Origin of the sequence: Mesorhizobium sp. ESP-6-4 (assembly GCF_020164735.1) — a bacterium.
Lineage (GTDB): Bacteria > Pseudomonadota > Alphaproteobacteria > Rhizobiales > Rhizobiaceae > Mesorhizobium.
Window position 1 is genome coordinate 314,223 of record NZ_JAIUGS010000005.1, and the last position, 17,806, is coordinate 332,028.

Annotated in this window: 19 protein-coding genes and 1 pseudogene; 8 read left to right on the top strand and 12 right to left on the bottom strand. The window is 64.7% G+C overall.

The features are described 5' to 3' along the window. Nucleotide 1: 1 nt before the first annotated feature. Nucleotides 2-1,846, bottom strand: a complete 1,845-nt coding sequence (gene ilvD, locus LB523_RS13325) for a dihydroxy-acid dehydratase (RefSeq protein ID WP_224603183.1) — start codon at nt 1,844-1,846, stop codon at nt 2-4. Nucleotides 1,847-2,115: 269 nt separating this feature from the next. On the opposite strand from ilvD, the gene LB523_RS13330 reads away from it, so the two are divergent. Continuing rightward, nucleotides 2,116-2,583, top strand: coding sequence for a VOC family protein (locus tag LB523_RS13330; protein ID WP_140843932.1), 468 nt, complete (start codon nt 2,116-2,118; stop codon nt 2,581-2,583). 166 nt (nt 2,584-2,749) lie between these two features. On the opposite strand, the gene LB523_RS13335 is transcribed toward LB523_RS13330, so the two are convergent. The 4 genes from LB523_RS13335 to LB523_RS13350 form a co-directional block, all read right to left on the bottom strand. Next, nucleotides 2,750-4,342, bottom strand: coding sequence for a peptide chain release factor 3 (locus tag LB523_RS13335; protein WP_140843934.1), 1,593 nt, complete (start codon nt 4,340-4,342; stop codon nt 2,750-2,752). A gap of 121 nt (nt 4,343-4,463) precedes the next feature. After that, nucleotides 4,464-4,715 (bottom strand): DUF1127 domain-containing protein, encoded by a 252-nt coding sequence (locus tag LB523_RS13340; protein WP_224603184.1) that lies wholly within the window; start codon nt 4,713-4,715, stop codon nt 4,464-4,466. 71 nt (nt 4,716-4,786) lie between these two features. Then, nucleotides 4,787-5,302 carry a hypothetical protein gene (locus LB523_RS13345; RefSeq protein WP_224603185.1) on the bottom strand — a complete coding sequence of 172 codons (516 nt, stop codon included), beginning with the start codon at nt 5,300-5,302 and terminating at the stop codon, nt 4,787-4,789. A gap of 15 nt (nt 5,303-5,317) precedes the next feature. After that, the gene (locus tag LB523_RS13350) at nt 5,318-5,599 is read right to left on the bottom strand and encodes a DUF4242 domain-containing protein (protein WP_224603186.1); all 282 of its coding nucleotides are present in this window, start codon (nt 5,597-5,599) and stop codon (nt 5,318-5,320) included. 203 nt (nt 5,600-5,802) lie between these two features. Between LB523_RS13350 and LB523_RS13355 the strand changes: the two genes are divergently transcribed. Both LB523_RS13355 and LB523_RS13360 read left to right on the top strand, forming a co-directional pair. After that, the gene (locus tag LB523_RS13355) at nt 5,803-7,617 is read left to right on the top strand and encodes a winged helix-turn-helix domain-containing protein (RefSeq protein ID WP_224603187.1); all 1,815 of its coding nucleotides are present in this window, start codon (nt 5,803-5,805) and stop codon (nt 7,615-7,617) included. Between the two features lie 62 nt (nt 7,618-7,679). Then, nucleotides 7,680-8,753 (top strand): NAD(P)/FAD-dependent oxidoreductase, encoded by a 1,074-nt coding sequence (locus LB523_RS13360; RefSeq protein ID WP_224603188.1) that lies wholly within the window; start codon nt 7,680-7,682, stop codon nt 8,751-8,753. Here LB523_RS13360 and LB523_RS29455 read toward each other — a convergent pair. The 5 genes and pseudogenes from LB523_RS29455 to LB523_RS13385 all read right to left on the bottom strand — a co-directional run bounded on the left by LB523_RS29455 (nt 8,747) and on the right by LB523_RS13385 (nt 12,267). Then, a complete protein-coding gene (locus LB523_RS29455; protein WP_411966462.1) occupies nt 8,747-9,160 on the bottom strand; it encodes an amidase family protein in 414 nt (137 codons plus the stop codon). The two genes, LB523_RS13360 and LB523_RS29455, sit on opposite strands and share 7 nt — an antisense overlap. Nucleotides 9,161-9,241: 81 nt before the next feature. Next, nucleotides 9,242-10,119, bottom strand: a pseudogene (locus tag LB523_RS29460) (amidase); the annotation flags it as partial. 126 nt (nt 10,120-10,245) lie between these two features. Continuing rightward, entirely contained in the window at nt 10,246-11,046 is an 801-nt protein-coding gene (locus LB523_RS13375; RefSeq protein WP_224603189.1) for a class II glutamine amidotransferase, read from the bottom strand. A 149-nt stretch (nt 11,047-11,195) separates the two neighbouring features. Further along, on the bottom strand, nt 11,196-11,996 hold the full coding sequence (locus LB523_RS13380; RefSeq protein ID WP_224603191.1) for a class II glutamine amidotransferase: 801 nt from the start codon (nt 11,994-11,996) through the stop codon (nt 11,196-11,198). Between the two features lie 16 nt (nt 11,997-12,012). Further along, nucleotides 12,013-12,267, bottom strand: a complete 255-nt coding sequence (locus LB523_RS13385; protein ID WP_040994452.1) for a DUF6356 family protein — start codon at nt 12,265-12,267, stop codon at nt 12,013-12,015. Nucleotides 12,268-12,382: 115 nt separating this feature from the next. On the opposite strand from LB523_RS13385, the gene LB523_RS13390 reads away from it, so the two are divergent. From LB523_RS13390 to LB523_RS13410, 5 genes are all read left to right on the top strand, one after another. Continuing rightward, nucleotides 12,383-12,853, top strand: a complete 471-nt coding sequence (locus tag LB523_RS13390; RefSeq protein WP_224603193.1) for an Lrp/AsnC family transcriptional regulator — start codon at nt 12,383-12,385, stop codon at nt 12,851-12,853. Between the two features lie 333 nt (nt 12,854-13,186). After that, on the top strand, nt 13,187-13,672 hold the full coding sequence (dut, locus tag LB523_RS13395; protein WP_224603194.1) for a dUTP diphosphatase: 486 nt from the start codon (nt 13,187-13,189) through the stop codon (nt 13,670-13,672). Then, nucleotides 13,673-14,332, top strand: coding sequence for an HAD family hydrolase (locus tag LB523_RS13400; protein WP_224603195.1), 660 nt, complete (start codon nt 13,673-13,675; stop codon nt 14,330-14,332). A gap of 130 nt (nt 14,333-14,462) precedes the next feature. Then, complete coding sequence (locus tag LB523_RS13405; RefSeq protein WP_224603196.1) at nt 14,463-15,251, top strand: hypothetical protein; 789 nt, start codon at nt 14,463-14,465, stop codon at nt 15,249-15,251. 79 nt (nt 15,252-15,330) lie between these two features. After that, entirely contained in the window at nt 15,331-16,137 is an 807-nt protein-coding gene (locus tag LB523_RS13410) for an isocitrate lyase/phosphoenolpyruvate mutase family protein (protein ID WP_224603197.1), read from the top strand. On the opposite strand, the gene LB523_RS13415 is transcribed toward LB523_RS13410, so the two are convergent. Then, nucleotides 16,134-16,829 (bottom strand): sulfate transporter family protein, encoded by a 696-nt coding sequence (locus LB523_RS13415; RefSeq protein WP_224603198.1) that lies wholly within the window; start codon nt 16,827-16,829, stop codon nt 16,134-16,136. The two genes, LB523_RS13410 and LB523_RS13415, sit on opposite strands and share 4 nt — an antisense overlap. Before the next feature lie 64 nt (nt 16,830-16,893). Next, complete coding sequence (locus LB523_RS13420; RefSeq protein WP_224603199.1) at nt 16,894-17,778, bottom strand: EamA family transporter; 885 nt, start codon at nt 17,776-17,778, stop codon at nt 16,894-16,896. Nucleotides 17,779-17,806 lie beyond the last annotated feature (28 nt).

Sequence of the window (17,806 nt, forward strand, 5' to 3'; positions counted from 1 at the left end):
TCTACTCCGGCACTTTGCGCACCGCGCCCTTGTCGGCGCTGGTGGCGAAAGCCGCATAGGCACGCAATGCCGTCGTCACCTTGCGCTTGCGCTTCTCGGCCGGCTTCCAGGCATCGGTGCCCTTGGCCGCCATCGCCTTGCGGCGCGTATCGAGCTCGGCCTCGCTGACGGCGAGATTGATCTTGCGGTTGGGAATGTCGATCTCGATCGTGTCGCCTTCCTGGACCAGGCCGATCGTGCCGCCTTCGGCGGCTTCCGGCGAGACGTGGCCAATGGAAAGGCCCGACGTGCCGCCGGAGAAGCGGCCGTCGGTGATCAGCGCGCAGGCTTTGCCGAGGCCCTTCGACTTCAGGTAGCTGGTCGGGTAGAGCATCTCCTGCATGCCGGGGCCGCCGCGCGGTCCCTCGTAGCGGATGACGACGATGTCGCCGGCCTTGATCTCGTTGCCGAGGATCGCCTTGACCGAGGCGTCCTGGCTTTCGAAAACGCGGGCCGGGCCGGTGAATTTCAGGATGGACTCATCCACGCCGGCAGTCTTCACGATGCAGCCGTCGAGCGCCAGATTGCCCTTCAAAACGGCAAGACCGCCATCCTTCGAGAACGGCGTCCTGGCCGAGCGGATGACGCCCTTCTCACGGTCGAGATCGAGTTCGTCCCAGCGGCGGTCCTGGCTGAAGGCGACCTGGGTCGGCACGCCGCCGGGAGCGGCGAGGAAGAAGTCGCGGACGTTTTCGGCAGAGGTGCGCGAAATATCCCAGTGGTCGAGGGCCTCGCCGAGGGTCGCCGTATGCACCGTCGGCAGGTCGCGATTGATCAGGCCGGCCTGGTCGAGCTGGCCGAGAATGGCCATGATGCCTCCGGCGCGATGGACGTCCTCCATGTGCACGTCGGACTTGGCGGGCGCTACCTTGCAAAGCACCGGCACCTTGCGCGACAGCCGGTCGATGTCCTCCATGGTGAAGTCGACCTCTCCTTCATGCGCGGCGGCAAGGATGTGCAGCACCGTGTTGGTCGAACCGCCCATGGCGATATCGAGCGCCATGGCGTTCTCGAAGGCACCTTTGGAGGCGATGCTGCGCGGAAGTGCCGTTTCGTCGTCCTGCTCGTAATAGCGCTGGGCGAGATCGACGACGAGATGGCCGGCCTCGACGAACAGGCGCTTGCGGTCGGCATGGGTGGCCAAGGTCGAGCCGTTGCCCGGCAGCGACAGACCCAGCGCCTCGGTCAGGCAGTTCATCGAATTGGCGGTGAACATGCCGGAGCAGGAGCCGCAGGTCGGGCAGGCCGAGCGCTCGATGACCTTTACGTCCTCATCGGAGATCTTGTCGTCGGCGGCCGCGACCATGGCGTCGACCAAATCGAGCGCCTGCGCCTTGCCGGCCAGCACCACCTTGCCGGCCTCCATCGGGCCGCCGGAGACGAAGACGGTCGGGATGTTGAGGCGCAGCGAGGCCATCAGCATGCCAGGGGTGATCTTGTCGCAGTTGGAGATGCAGACCATGGCGTCGGCGCAATGCGCGTTGACCATATATTCGACGGAATCGGCGATCAGCTCGCGCGACGGCAGCGAATAGAGCATGCCGTCGTGACCCATCGCGATGCCGTCGTCGACGGCGATAGTGTTGAACTCCTTGGCGACGCCGCCAGCCTTCTCGATCTCGCGCGCGACGAGCTGGCCGAGATCCTTCAGATGGACATGGCCCGGCACGAACTGGGTGAAGGAATTGACCACCGCGATGATCGGCTTGCCGAAATCCGAATCCTTCATGCCGGTGGCGCGCCAGAGGCCGCGAGCGCCGGCCATGTTGCGGCCATGGGTGGTGGTGCGGGAACGATAGGCGGGCATTCGATTGTCCTTGCTGGCTGGCCACACCGATGCGGCGGGCGGCGCTCGAATTTAGTCGGCAGCGGTTATAGCGGCCACGTTCAGGCATGACCACCATTTTGCGCTGCGCCAGCATGCTTCGGCAAATTTGCGCTTTTCAGGAAATTTTTGCTGCCGCTGTCGGATGACGCCTCGCTGAGGCGTCCTTGAGGCAAACGGCATCGAAATGGCACGAAATCGCCACCGAACCGTTTGACAACGAAGCCAACATGAAGCCCGAGGAGCAAGGCATGCAGAAGATCACCACCTTCCTGTGGTTCGACGACCAGGCCGAGGAGGCCATGAACCACTACATCTCCATCTTCAAGAATTCGAAGGTGCTGAGCGTGACGCGCTGGCCCAAGGGCCATCCCCAGGAAGGCCAGGTGCTGGTCGCCTCGTTCGAGCTCGACGGCGTGCAATTCCAAGCCCTCAACGGCGGGCCGCAATACAAGTTCACCGAAGCGATCTCGCTGTCGATCGACTGCAAGACGCAGGAAGAGGTGGATCATTTCTGGACCAGGCTCACCGAAGGCGGCGAACCGGGACGCTGCAGCTGGCTGAAGGACAAGTTCGGGGTTTCCTGGCAGGTCGTGCCGGAGCAACTGCCGCGGCTGCTTCAGGATCCGGACCGCGAGAAAGCCGGCCGCGTGATGTCCGCGATGATGCAGATGGGCAAGATCGACATCGCCAAGATCGAGGAAGCGGCGAAGGGGTGAGCGCCCTTTACCTTCTCCCCTTGTGGGAGAAGGTGGATCGGCGCGCAGCGTCGAGACGGATGAGGGGTGTTCCAGCGGAGTGAGACGTCGGCTTTCCCTGGAACACCCCTCATCCGACCTCGCTTCGCGAGGCCACCTTCCCCCACAAGGGGGAAGGGAAAAACACTCACGCCGCTTTGTCGCGCACCTGGTAATCCTTGACCGCGGTGAAGCGGATCGCTTTCCAACGCTCGGCTTCGTAGTTCAGCGAGAAGGCGTGCTGGGCGAGAAAAACCGGATCGTTGTCGAGGTCGCGGGCAATGTCGCCCCGATGCGCCTCGATGAAACGCTGGACTTCCGCCTTGTCGTCGGCCGAGATCCAGCGGCAGATCGAGAAACGCGACATCTCGAAATCCACCGGCAGCGTGTATTCGATGTTCAGCCGTTCCTTCAGAACGTCGAGCTGCAGCGCGCCGACGACGCCGACGATCGCCGGCGAGCCGTCCTCGGGCGAGAACAGCTGCACGACGCCTTCCTCGGCCATCTGGTGCAGGGCTTCCTTCAGCTTCTTGGCCTTCATGGCGTCGCCGAGGCGCACGCGGCGCAGGATTTCCGGGGCGAAGTTCGGCACGCCGCGGAACAGGATCTCCTCGCCTTCGGTCAGCGTGTCGCCGATGCGCAGCGTGCCGTGGTTGGGGATGCCGACGACGTCGCCGGCGAAAGCCTCGTCGGCGGTGACGCGGGTGCGGGCGAAGAAGAACTGCGGCGCCGACAGGCTCATCGGCTTACCGGTGCGCACCAGCTTGGCCTTCATGCCGCGCTCAAGCTTACCCGAGCAGACGCGGACGAAGGCGATGCGGTCGCGGTGGTTCGGATCCATGTTGGCCTGGATCTTGAAGACGAAGGAGGTCATCTTCTCCTCCGTCGCCTCGACCGTTCGCTCGTCGGCTTCCTGGGCGCGCGGCGGCGGGCCGTAGGCGCCGAGCGCCTCGATCAGGTCGCGCACGCCGTAATTGCGCAACGCCGAGCCGAAATAGACCGGCGTCAGGTGGCCTTCGCGAAAGGCTTCCACGTCGAGCGGGCGACAAGCCTCCCGCGCGAGTTCCAGTTCCTCGATGAAGGCTTCGCGCTCGTTTTCGGGCAAAAGGCCGGCGACGCGGTTGGAATCGGGCCCGTTGACCGGCGTGCGCTCCTTTTCCGCGTCGCCCTTGCGCACCGCGTTCAGCGCCAGATGGTAGGTGCCGGAAAAGGTCCTGCCGCGGCCGATCGGCCAAGTGACCGGCGCGGTGTCCAGCGCCAGCTTCTGCTCGATCTCGTCGAGAATCTCGAACGGATCGCGGCTCTCGCGGTCCATCTTGTTGACGAAGGTGATGATCGGAATGTCGCGCAGCCGACAGACCTCGAACAACTTCAGCGTGCGCGGCTCGATGCCCTTGGCGGCGTCGATGACCATGACCGCCGAATCCACCGCCGACAGCGTGCGATAAGTGTCGTCGGCGAAATCCTCGTGGCCGGGCGTGTCGAGCAGGTTGAAGACGTTGTCGTCATATTCGAAGGTCATCACCGAGGTAACGACCGAGATGCCGCGCTCGCGCTCGATCTTCATCCAGTCGGACCGCGTCTGGATGCGGTCCTTCTTGGCCTTGACCTCGCCGGCGAGCTGGATGGCGCCGCCGAACAGCAGCAGCTTTTCGGTGAGCGTGGTCTTGCCGGCGTCAGGGTGCGCGATGATCGCGAAGGTGCGGCGGCGCGATACCGCCTGTTCGATGTCTTCTGCCAATTTCTGGAATCCTGTCTGTGGCGCGGGCTTCTAGCAGCGCTTGTCCGGCGTGTCGACGGTTTTGGACAGACCGGTTCGACCGGCGCAGCAGTGACGTGCCGTCGGCAAAAGACCTTGGTCCTCAATTCCACATTCCGTCGCGATCGGTCTTGCCGCCGTATCTGGTGACCGACGATATTTCCAAGCGTTTGATACCGATGTCGCGCAACAGGTAGTCCGGCAACTCGTCCAGCCAGGCGCGATCCCTGCGAATGCGGACCATCCGCGCGAGGACGCGCAGGCCGGAACGGCATATTTCGATGGCTGTCGCGAAGAAACGCCCGTTAACGGATGAGCGGGCGACGGGCTTCATTCCCATGCGAAGGGATGGCATGATCATCTTCCTTTTGTTTGAACGAAAGGATCGGGAGGGCCGTGCAGGCCCTCCCGAAGACGCTGCGCGTGTCAGGACCGGTCGTGCTCGCAGCTCACATAAGGGTTCCAGTCGGCGAACATGCCGGCCGGGTTGTGCCGCCAGTGCCAGACATGGAGCTCGTAATACGGGTCCACCGGATGGACTCCCACCGTCGTCTTGCGCTGCAGGGTGCGGCCGAGGAATTCGGGTACGCCTTTGCCCTTCCAGTCCTTTTCGAAGACGATGTATTCCATGCCGACGAGCTGCATCGAGCCATCGGCCTCCGGCTCGTAGGTCAGCACGTCCGGCTCGCCGAGCACGAGCCTGCCGTCGCCGGCCCGCTCGGGATGGATGAAATGGACGCCCATCGTTCCGTGCTGGTCATGCGTCGTGCATTCGAACAGCTGCCGATAGCCGTCCGCCTTGGCGACCTCGATGTCGAGATACCTGGCCGCCATCTCCCGAGACCGGTTGAGCACCGGATCGGGCATGTCGTGGGCGACCGCGGTGCCGCAAAACAGTGCGGAGGCGCCGACGGCAAGGACAATTTCGGCAAAGCGCTTCACGATCGATCCTCCCCGTCAGGCCGCGGCGTAAGCCGTCGTCGGATCGAACAGGCGCTTGATTTGCGTGATCTTCGTTGCCGGGAAGCCGCTCATCTTGGCATGACGCTGGATGATCGCCTCGTCCTTGGCGAGATAGACGCAAAAGGTCTTGTCGTCCGCCACGAAGGATTCGACCCACTGGATGTCGGGGCCAAGCTCGGCCAGAACGGCATTCGAGGCCTTGGACGCATCGCGAAGCTGCTCGCGCTCGAAGGTGCCGACCTTGGGAATCTCGCGTTCGATGATGTATTTGTGCATATCATAATCTCCTTGATCTGGGTTCAAATGCCACCGGGCGCCCGACCAGGTCGGTGCCCGTGACATCCCGGGGGCCGCTGAGCTAAACTGCAGCTTGGCCCGCCAGGCAGACGGAGAATTACGAAAGAGGCGGCCAACAGTCCTTACGCCGCCCTTATCTTATTCTGATCCTTTGCCTATTGCCGTTACAGGGATTGCTGCCGATGGGAATTTATTGCTTCGGCGACTTCGAACTCAATGAGGAGTCCCGCGCCCTTCGCCTCGCCGGAAGCGAGATCGAGGTGCAGCCCCTGGTCTTCGATTTCTTCGCCGTCCTGCTGCGCCATCAGGAGCGCGCCTTGAGCAAGGACGAATTGCTTGAGAGGCTGTGGCCCGACGTGACGGTGACCGAGGCTTCGCTGCAGCGCGTCGCGAGCCTTGCCCGCGGCATCCTTCGCCAGGGCGGCATGGAGACGGCGCTGCGCAACCTGCCCCGCTTCGGCTACCGGATTTGCCTCGATCAGCCGGCCGCCTTGCAAACCAGGCCGGCGCCGGCCGATGGGGGCGGCAGGCCCTCGATCCCCGGCCTGCCAATTCTGTCGGCGCGGGCTGCCGTTGCAGCGAGGAAATGGCATGACGCCGCGGCCTCTTTCACGCAAGCGGATGCCGCCGACGAGCTGCTGACGGCTGATCTCGAGGAATGGGCGCTGGCGCTGGAATGCATGGGCCGGCCGGCCGAAGCCATTCCGCTTCTGGCGCGCGCGGTGACGGCTTACGGCGTGGCCGGCGAGCGACTGCGCGCGGCTTCCCCCGCAATCACCCTCGCCAGGATCCATCTCGAGAGAGGCGAGCTTGCCGTCGCCAAGGGCTGGCACAAGCGCGCCGCGCAGTTGATCGATACCGCTTCCGACAGCAGGGAGCACGGTCTCTGGTGCTGGATGGGGGCGCGCATCATGGGCGCGGAAGCCGAGCCGGAACAGGCGCTTGCGCTGGCTGAGCAAGCCTTCGCGGTCGGCAGGCACCTCGACGATCCGGTGGTGGAGTCGCTCGGCCTTATCTATCGCGGCTTCTTCAAACTGTGTCTCGGTGAAACCAAAGCCGGGCAGGAGGATCAGGACCTTGCCGCCGCGCTCGGCCTGTCCAGCGATGTCGACCCGGTCGTCGGCGGGATCCTCTATTGCAACATTCTGTGGGCTTGCCGGAATTTCGGCGACTGGTCGCGCGCCAACCAATGGACGCTCGGCTACGAAGACTGGTGCAGGGGACACGGGCTGGAAGACCTTTCGGGCTCGTGCCGGCTGCATCGCGCCGAAGTGCTCGGCGTTCATGGCACGCTGAAGGAGGCGGAAGCGCTTGTGCGCGCGGCACTCGACCAGCTCGCACTCGACGCGCCCTGGGCGACCGGCGACGCCTTGCGCGTGCTGGGCGACATTCACCTGGCGGCCGGAGAATTCACGGAAGCCGAAACGGCCTACCGCGCATCGCACGCAGCAGGCTGGGATCCGCAGCCCGGACTTGCGCTACTGCAACTGGAGCAAGGGCAGGCGGAGGCCGCTTTCAGCGCTCTCGAACGTTCCCTGGTGGGCAATGGCTGGCCGACCTTGCAGCGGCGAGGCATGGTCCTCGCCACGCTCGCCAAGGTGGCGGCGCGGACCAATCGGGGCGAGCGGGCGAAGGAGGTGATCGCCGAATTGGAGACCCAGCCGCAGCGCTGGCCGATGGCCTCCATCCAGGCGCTGACCGCGGAAGCCAAAGCGGAGCTTTTCATGCAGGAAGAGCGCCCCGCCGAGGCTGCCCGGGAGCTGCAGATCGCATGCTCGCACTGGAACGAGATCGGCTCGCCGGTCAATGTCGCTGACGCCCGGCTGTCGCTCGCGGCGCTGCTCATCAGGATGGGCGATCGTTCCGGCGCTGAGCTGGAGCTCGGCACCGCGCTCGCGATTGCGAAGAAAGTCGACTCGTCACGGCTCATGCGGCGCTGCGACGAGCTGAAGGGCCTGATTGCCGGGGCGCAGGCGGTAGCGGCGGGCAGCGTCTAGCTCTCACTTGAGGTCTGCTCGGCGCGGTGGCATGAGAGGGAAATCTCTCTCAAAGGTCCGGCATGAGCAGCGCAAAGCAATTCATCGTCATCGGCGCCGGCATCATCGGCGCCTCGATCGCTTGGCATCTTATGAAAGCCGGCGCGCGGGTGACGGTGGTTTCGGAAAGCGGCGCCGGCGGTGTCGCCACGCCGAATTCCTTTGCCTGGATCAATGCAAGCTGGGGCAATCCGGAAACCTATTTCCGGCTGCGCATCCGCGCCATGGCCGAATGGAAACGGCTGGCGAACGACCTGCCCGGCCTGCCGGTCGCGTGGTGCGGCGGCCTGTGCTTCGACCTGCCCGCGGACAGGCTCGAGGCCTATGCGGCCGAGCATTCGTCCTGGGGCTATGGCATCGAACGGGTCGGGCGCGAACAGGCGGCGCGCATCGAGCCCAATTTGGCGGAGCTTCCCGAGTTTGCGCTTTATGTCGCGCAGGAAGGCGTGGCCGAGCCTGTGGCGACCACGAAGGCGCTGCTGGCCGACGCCGAACGGCGCGGCGCGCGGGTCGTCACGGGAACCGTCGACAGGCTGGCGCTGGTCAACGGCAAGGTCACGGGCGTCGTCGCTTCGGGCGAGATCATCGCCGCCGACGAGGTGGTGATCGCGTCGGGCGCCGGCGCTCCGGCGATCGCCGCGACGGCAGGCATCAAGCTGCCGATCGAGACCCCGCCCGGCCTGATCGTGCATTCGCGACCGCACCCAAAGCTGCTCAACGGGCTGGTGCTGGCTGACAGACTGCATATGCGCCAAACCGCCGAGGGCCGCATCATCGCCGGCTCAGATTTCGGCGGCGGCGATCCGGGCGAGAATCCGGAGGCCGCCGCGCAGGCGCTGTTCGCCGCGACGAAAGCGATGCTGCGCGACGCCAACGGGCTGGAATTCGACTTCCACACGATCGGCTACCGTCCGACGCCGGTCGACGGTTTCCCGATCGTCAGCCGCGCGGAAGGCATCGGCGCGCTCTACGTCGCCGTCACCCATTCCGGCATCACGCTGGCGCCGGCTATAGGCCTGTTTGCGGCCAGCGAAATCCTCGGCGACAAGCGCGATGCGTTGCTTGAACCCTACGCGCTGTCGCGTTTCGCTCAGTAGCCAGGAGGCCGGCGAAACCCTCCGGTGAGCGACGCAATCGCGGCTGCAATGCCGAGCAGCCGCGCTTCCGACCATTTCCTGCCGACCAATTGAAGGCCGACCGGCAAGCCGTCGCGGTCCTGCCCACAAGGGAACGCGAGCGCCGGATGGCTGGAATAGTTGAACACCGCGCCATAGGCCGGTAGCATCCAGTAGCTCTCCTCCTTGCCATTGACCTTGAGCGGGCTGCCCGGCTTGCAGTGCGGGAAGGCCGTGGTCATGGCGACCGGGCAGAGCAAGGCATCGCAGCTGTCAAAGAACCGCTCCCAGGCTAGGATCGACCGGTCGCGGCGGGCAAGCGCGGCGAACCAGCGCGACACCGGCGTCGGCTGCTCCGGCGGTTCCGGCTGTGCGGCTTCCAACATCATGCCGATCAATGCACCGCCTTCGGACAAATCGTCGTGCAGGTCGAGCTTCGGCAATTTCGCGCTCTCCACAGCCGCGCCAGCCGAGGCGAGTTTCGCGGCCAAGCCTTCTACGGCGGCGCGGATTTCGGCGGCAACCGGGAAGCCCGGGAAAGATTCGGCCACGGCGATGCGCAACGACTTGAGTTCGAGTTTCGGCATCGGCTCAACCGGCACGGGCGCCAGGTCGGTGTCCGCGCGGTCCGGTCCCGCAATGATCCGATAGATCAGCGCCAGATCCTCGATGTTGCGAGCAAGCGGGCCAACACATGACATCAGCCGCACGCTGCGCGGCATGCCGCCCGGATCAGGAAAGGCGCCGGCCAGCGACACGCGATGTTCAGTCGGCTTCAAGCCATAGACGCCGCAGAAAGCAGCGGGCAAGCGTATGGAATCCTGCATGTCGGTGCCGACTTCGAACGGAGTCATGCCTGTCGCTACTGCCGCGGCCGCGCCACCGCTTGAGCCGCCGGCCGTGCGCGACCGATCCAGGGATTGCGAGTGCGCCCGAACAGCGGATTGTCGGACTGCCAGTCGCCCAGCATAGTGGGGACATTGGACTTGCCGACCAGTATGGCGCCGGCTGCTTTAAGCCTTTCAACCACAGGGCTGTCCTGATTGGCCGCGTAGTCGGCGAAGGGTGGAAAGCCGACGGTGGTCCTGATGCCCGCCGTCTCGTGCGCATCCTTCAGCGTGAACGGCACCCCATGCAGCGGACCGAGCGTGTCGCCGCGCGCCGTTGCCGCATCGGCCAGCAGGGCACGTGCCCGCGCCTGTTCGCGATCGAAGATGACGACAGCGTTGACCGCCCCATTGTGCCGGTCGATCTGGGCAAGCTGCGCATCGAGCGCCTCGATCGCCGAAATTTTTCGCTGGGCAATGGCTGCCGCGAGCTCGGCAGTCGAGGAAAACCCGATATCCATGTGCACACTCCGGCTGCTTGCCGCGCTTCGCCTTGAACATGGCGGATGAGGGCGCGGCTTCAAGCCGAATTCAGCATCCGAAGCTCGCGAGCGCTTGATCGAAATTGCGCCAAGTGCCGATTTCCCTCACCCTGCCAGAGCCAACTGGACGGCCGCCGGCGCGAAAGGCTTGATGCTGGTGCTGTCGCGGGTCATGGTGACGAAACTCGACTGTGGAATCTCGTGCCAGGTCCGGCCGTCGCGATCGAACGGCTCGGAAACGATGCAGCGACCTACTCCCTTGGCGAAGGCGCCGGTATAAAGCGTCGGAGCATGCTCGTCGGTGGCGTAGCGAACGGCGTGAAGCGCCCGACCGTCGCTGAACGCGGCCGTCAGCTTCAGCGACGGTTCGATGCCGGCACCGCGCGCAGCCTCAAGGACGCGACTGGTGGCGCGCGACACCGCGTCTTGCGGGTCCTGCGCCAGGCCTTCGCCGATCATAAGCTGAAAGAACAGTTCGGAATCCGTGCTGCCTTCGATCTGGTCGAACAACGTATCGGAGAGGGAATTCTCGAGCGCGCGACGGATCTTCTCGAAGCCGCCGATCTGGCCGTTATGCATGAACGACCAGCGGCCCGAAACGAAGGGATGGCAGTTCGCGCGGCTGGTGACGCCGCCTGTCGAGGCGCGCACGTGGGCCAGGAACAGGCCGGATTTTATCAGGTGTCCAAGGCTCCTGAGATTGGTATCGGACCAGGCCGGCAGGACATCGCGGTAAAGGCCGGGTTCCGGCCGGTCACCGTACCAGGCTACGCCGAAGCCGTCGGCATTGGTCGGCGATTTCGCCTCCTTCGCGCCATGGCTCTGAACGATCAGGGAATGGGAGGGTGCGGCGATGACCTCCTCGAGGAAGATCGCATCGCCGAGATAGGCTGCCCACCTGCACATTGTTTGATCCTCTGTCGATGCGTTTCCGGGCACGCGAATGGATTCGCGGCCCGCCGAGCGCCACGGATGACAGGAGGGAGCCTGGGCGTCCTTACGCCACGCTTACGTTTTGCTGATCTCTGCCTGAATCCGGCAGCCTGGATCTTGCTTCAGCCGACCAGCGCCAGCGGGGCCGCCGCCGGCGCGAACGGCCGGATGCCGGTGCCGCCCCTCGTCATGGTGACGAAGCTCGCCGGAGGTATCGCCTGCCACTCGCCGCCGTCGCGGTCGAAGGGCTCGGAGACGATGCAATGGCCGGCGCGCTTCGCGAAGGCGCCGGTATAGAGCGTCGGCGCATGGCTGTCGGTGGCATAGCGGACGGCGTACAGCGCCTCGCCATCGGAAAAGGCCGCGGTCAGTTTCAACGCAGGTTCGATGCCGGCCCGGCGGGAGGCTTCGATGACGCGACCGGTTGCCCGCGACACCGCGCCATGTGGGTCGGTCGCCAGTCCCTGGTTTATCATCAAGAGGAAAAAGAGCTCGGAATCGGTGGTGCCCTCGCGCTGGTCGAAGACCGCGTCGGAGAGCGTGTTCTCCAGCGCGCGACGGATCCTTTCGAAGCCGCCGATCTGGCCGTTATGCATGAACGACCAGCGGCCGGAGACGAAGGGGTGGCAGTTCATGCGGCTGGTGGCGCCGCCGGTCGAAGCGCGCACATGGGCGAGGAACAGGCCCGACTTGATCTGCCGGCAGAGGCTCTTGAGGTTGGGATCGGACCATGCCGGCAGGATGTCGCGGTAGAGTCCAGGCTCGGGCCGGTCGCCATACCAGGCCAGACCAAAACCGTCGCCATTGGTCGGCGACTTGGCTTCCTGGGCGCAGTGGCTCTGGGCGATCAGCGAATGGCAGGGCGCGGTGATGATGTCTTCGAGGAAGACCGCTTCACCAAGATAGGCCGCCCACCGGCACATCGCTTTCCACCATCTATCAGGCGCGGTCCAGGAGAGCCTTCGGCTCCTTCACCGCATGCGAGCCCCTGTTGTGCGTGCGCTCATAGAGCTCGCGAACGATTCGGCTCGCCGTAGTCTCGAACAGAAATGGCAAGAAAGCGTGAACGAGCGCGGCGCCAGCCGCCATCGACAGGCGCGAGCAGAACCAGGCGGCGAACGCCATATGGCCGAAATAGGTCTCGCCGACCTTCTCCGGGTGAGCCGTGAACAGTGCCGTAAACCGTGTCGTCATGGTGATCCCTCCTGCCGGGATGAGTCCCGATAATGAGTATCGTGCCATACGGCTTTGGTTCATTGGTCCCAAATGGTCCTTGCTTTTCGATATTTTGTGGGACATTCATCCCAACATGTCGACAGAAATCGATGAGATTGATCGAAGATTGCTGGCTGAGCTGCAACGCGATGGCACGCTGTCGGTTGACCAGCTGTCGGAGCGGGTGGCGCTGTCGCGCAACGCCTGCTGGCGGCGCGTCAAGCGGCTGGAGGAGGATGGCGTCATCACCGGCCGCGTCGCGCTGGTCGATGCCGACAAGCTCGGGCTGGGCCTTTCCGTCTTCATCCTGGTCCGCACCTCCAACCACGATCCGGACTGGCTGCAGAAATTCCGCGCGGCGGTTACCGGCTTTGCCGAGATCGCCGGCGTCTACCGCATGTCGGGCGACCTCGACTATGTGCTGAGGGCCCGCGTCGCCGACGTGAAGGCCTATGACCGCCTCTACCAGCGCCTGATCGCCAAGGTGGCGTTATCGGATGTCTCGGCCTCCTTCGTCATGGAGGAGATCAAGGAGACGACCGTGGTGCCGGTGGAACTGCGCTAGGTAGGCCGAGGCCTCCGCGACTTCGTCATCCACGGGCGGAGCGGGAGCGAAGCGGACGCGGAGCAGACCCGAGGATCCATTCCGTTACCTCGATCAGAGACTGCGGCGGAGCAGAATTCTGCACCGTTGCGACGCTTTGAGGTCACGGAATGGATCCTCGGGTCTGCGCCGCGTCGCTTCGCTCCTTGCTCCGCCCGTGGATGACGAAGTGACGAGTGTTTTCGCCAATCGCCAAAGTAGACCGCGAGGCCATAGTCACGCCAGAAAGAAAGCCGTTGATAGTATGGCGGGCGAGTTGACCGAATCGCCGCACGCGCCGATAGGATCGATTTCATGCGCACGGCTGTCCATTCTTCCTCCGTCATCGGCCCCACCGTCGGTTTCGTCAGGCTTCCGCATGGCGATGGCCTGCCTCTGCCGGCCTATGAGAGCGCAGGCGCCGCCGGCATGGATTTGCGCGCCGCGGTGCCGGAGGACCGGCCGCTGCTCATCCTGCCCGGAAAACGCGCGCTGGTGCCGACCGGGCTCGTCCTGGAAATCCCGGAAGGCATGGAGGGCCAGGTGCGGCCACGCTCGGGCCTTGCCTTCAAGCATGGGCTCACCGTCCTCAACACGCCCGGCACCGTCGACAGCGACTATCGCGGCGAGGTGAAGGTGCTGCTGGTCAATCTCGGCGACGAGGATTTCTCGGTGACGCGCGGCATGCGCATTGCCCAGATCGTTTTTGCGGCCGTGACCCAGGTTGCGGTCGAGGAAAGAGCATTGGCCGGCGGCACGGCGCGCGGCGCAGGCGGCTTCGGGTCGACCGGCACCGCTTGAATGGCAATCCCCAAGCTCGTTATCTTCGACTGCGACGGTGTCCTGGTCGACACCGAGAACCTTGCCAACAGGCGCCTCGCCGAATGGCTGACCGTCGCCGGGTTTACGACCACATTCGAATATTGCCGCAAGAACTTCTCCGGCCGCAGCATGGCCTCGGTGCAGAAGGAGATCGAAGAGACGACCGAGGTGCGGCTCGGCGCTGACTTCGTCGAGCGCTGGAATGCCGGCCTGCCGGACCTTTTTTCGCACGGGGTCGAAGCAATCCCCTATGTGCGCGACTTCATCGATAAGGTGCGGGCCGCGGGCATTGCCTATTGCGTCGCTTCCTCGGCGCGGGTCTCGAAGATGCACATCACGCTCGGGCAGACCGGGCTGTTGCCGCTGTTCGAGCATGCGATGTTCTCATCCACCATGGTCAGCCGAGGCAAGCCGTTCCCGGATCTCTTTCTGAATGCGGCAAGGACGATGGGCTTCCCGCCGGCCGACTGCATCGTCATCGAGGACAGCGTCGCCGGTACCCAGGCCGGCATTGCCGCCGGCATGCGGGTGTTCTCCTATTACGCCGATCCGCTCTCCGATCGCGATGGCCTGGCGGCGGCCGGCGGCATATTGTTCGACGATATGCGCGACCTTGCCGGGCTCGTGCCGATCCGCTGATCGCACCCGGCTGCGCATCGCAACGCGCCGTGCTAGCGTGAGCGCATCCGAGGGGGCGCGGCCGGTGATTTCCACCTTATGCCGTTTCATATTTGCATGCCTGCTGCTGCCATGCGTGTGCGCGGCCGCGATGACCCAGGCCGTCAGCTTTCCGGAACTGAACACCGCCGTTCCCGGGCACCAGGACGTCACCTATTTCGACCTCGCCAAAATGATCGTGCCCGATCTCAAGTCCGGCGGCGACGGTTTCTACACAGGCGGCGCGCCGATCGAGATGCGCGACATCCTCGGCGGCGACGACGGCGGATCGCCGCCCGAGGTCGTCAACCTGCCGAATGCGGCGGTGCTGGCCATAAAGGCCGGCGGCAAGGACCGGCTGGCGATGCTTCTCGACCTCGGCCAGGCGCAGGACAGCGCCGAAGGGTTTGCCGCGCTGGCGCTCTACGATCTCACCGGCAAGCCGAAGCTGCTCGACGCCGTCAATGTCGGAACCGACCGGAGCACCTATTTTCGCGATCCAGGAAAACTCCCGATCAGTGCGGGCGACGACGCGCTCATCACCATGAGCACACATTTCAATTCGAACCAGGGCTATGTCGGCACGATCCTGATCCTCGTCCGCGACGACCGCTTCGAGCCTATCGACCAGATCAACACGTTCGACGAGAATGTCTGCGCCTACAGGCGCACGCAGGACCTGTCCTTCCGGACGCTCGGCGGCGACAAACCCTATGCCGCGATCAAAGTGACGGTGACCGATGCCACCAAGCCGAGCGGCGAGAGTTGCGAGGAGCCGGCGCCCAAGGCGGTCTCGCACGACATTTCCGTCACCTATCGCTGGAATAAAGCCAGATCGCGTTACGCAAGCAATTCCGACGCTTTCGAGAAATTGTCAGCAGAAAACGCCAAACGCTTCTGAGCCGTAAGCATTCGTTTGCCCGGTTCAAGCGGCCGCTATAAATTCGCCGCACGAGCCAACTCATGATTGAGGACCTGCCATGGACGACAAGGGCAAGATTTTTCGCGATCTGCACGCCTCCACCTTCGTCATGCCCAATCCCTGGGACATAGGCACGACAAAGCTTCTTTCTTCGTTCGGCTTCAAGGCGCTGGCGACGACCAGCGCCGGCTTCGCCTTCTCGCGCGGCCTGCCGGACGGCGCCGTGACCTTCGAGGCCATGATCCATCATTGCCGCGAGGTGACGGCGGCGACTGAGCTGCCGGTTTCGGCCGATCTGGAGCGCGGCAAGGGCGACAGCCCCGAACAGGCCGCCGAGACCATCTTCGCGGCCGAAGCCGCCGGTCTCGCCGGCTGCTCGATCGAGGACCACACCGGCGACCCTGGCAATCCGATCTATGATTTCTCGCTGGCAACCGAGCGCGTCGCTGCCGCTGTCGAGGCAGCCCGGGCGCTCAAGCATGATTTCGTCTTCACCGCGCGGGCCGAGAATTTCCTGTGGGGCAAGACCGACCTCGAAGACACGATCAAGCGGCTGCAGGCTTTCGAGAAAGCCGGCGCCGACGTGCTCTACGCGCCGGGCATCGGCGACGTCGAAATGGTGCGCACGATCTGCTCGTCGGTGAGCCGGCCGGTCAATGTGATGGCCCGACCCGGCTTCACCATCGCCGACCTTGCCATGGCCGGAGCCAAGCGCATCTCGCTCGGACCGTGGCTGACCAATTTCGCCTATAGCATGCTGGAGACGGCGGCGCGCGAAATCCAGCAGGACGGCACCTTCGGCTTCGCCCGGGCGGCGATGCCGTTCGGCAAGCTGCAGGCGCTGTTCCGCGGCGGCACCGATTAAAGCAGTTCCCGCGCCGAAACCGCCTTGTGCAGATGCACCATCATGGCAGCCGCGAAAAGCGGCGTCAGAAGGTTGAGCAGCGGCACGGCAAGAAACACAGCGATGACCAGCCCGGCCAGGAACACCGTGCCGGCATGTTTGCGGCGCAACGCCTTGGCCTCGGGTTCGGGACGAAACCGCATGGCGGCGAACTCGAAGAATTCGCGGCCCAGCAGATAGCCGTTGACGATGAAGAACGCGGCAATGTTGATGCCCGGCACCAGCAACAGCAGCAGCGCGACGATGTTGCCGAGGACGACCACGCCGAAGAATTTGACGGCCAGCGCAAGCGAATGCAGCGCCGGCACGGCGCGGCCGGGCGGATCGTTGGGGTAGTCGGTACGTTCGACCACTTCGGCGACATCATCGAGGAACAGGCCGGCGACGATCGCGGTCACCGGCGCGATGAGCAAGGCCAACCCCACAGCCAGAACGATGCCGGCGATGATGCCGCCCAGCCACCCGGCCCAGGACGGCAGGCCTGGAAGCAGCGTTTGCAGCCATGGCCAGGCCAGCCATTCGAGCAGGCTCTCCAAACCGACCCAGAGCGCCAGCAGAGCGAGCAGCGTCAGCCCCAGCGTCTTTAGAAAGACGGAGCGGAATTCGGGAGAGAACAACCGGCTGGCGGCGGCGCGGGCGGCGTCGAGGATCACAGCGTCTTCAACCCCTCATCGAAAAAGACGCTTCGCAGATAAGCAGGCTGGATGCCAGGCGCAACTATTGCGCAAGCCTGGCCCGCCTGGCCGGAATGGTCATCGCCGCGACGCCGGCGACGACGAAGGCCATGCCGAGCCAGGCCGCCGGCCCGAGGCTTTCGCCGAGGAAGACGGCGCCGATGCCGACGCCGATCGGCACGCGCAGATAGGCCTGCGAGGTGGTGCCGACCGAGCCCAGCGTGTGGATGAGGCGGAAATAGATGACGAAAGCCAGCGCCGTCGAGAAGACCGACAGGCCGAGCAGGGCCAGGATCGATGCGCCCGACGGCGCAAGCGTCCATGGCCGGTCGACGACCAGGCTCAGCGGCACAAGGATGGCGGCGCCGCAAAGCATCGAACCCGCGGCGGGTATCATCGGATCGAGGCCCTTAAAGCCACGGCCAAAGATCGCCGCGCCGGCATAGGAGACCGTCGCGATGACGATCGCAAGCTGCGCCCACAATTGATGGCCAAGCCCGCCAAGCGCCTGCGTGCCGATGATGAGACAGATGCCGACGATGCCGGCGCCGACGCCGAGCAGCTTGCGCGCCGTTACGGGCTCATGGCGCGTGATCAATGCCGTCAGCAGGAAGGTGAAGATCGGCGACGTCGAATTGAGGATGGTGGCGAGGCCGGCATCGACCGAGCGCTCGGCGGCGGCGATCAGCGTGAAGGGCACGACGCTGTTGAGACAGGCCTGGAAGGCGAACCGGGGCCATACTGCCGCATCGGCCGGCATGGCAAGGCCGCGCCAGCGGATGATGGTGAAGAGAATGCCCCCGGCGATCAAGGTCCGGGCGGCGATGAAGGTCACAGGCGGGATCGTCTCGACGCCGACCTTGATGAAGGTGTAGGAAGCGCCCCACAGCACCGCCAGGACGCCGAGCAGCGCCAGTTCGGTGGACATTTCGCTCTTCTGGGACATTTCTGCGCCT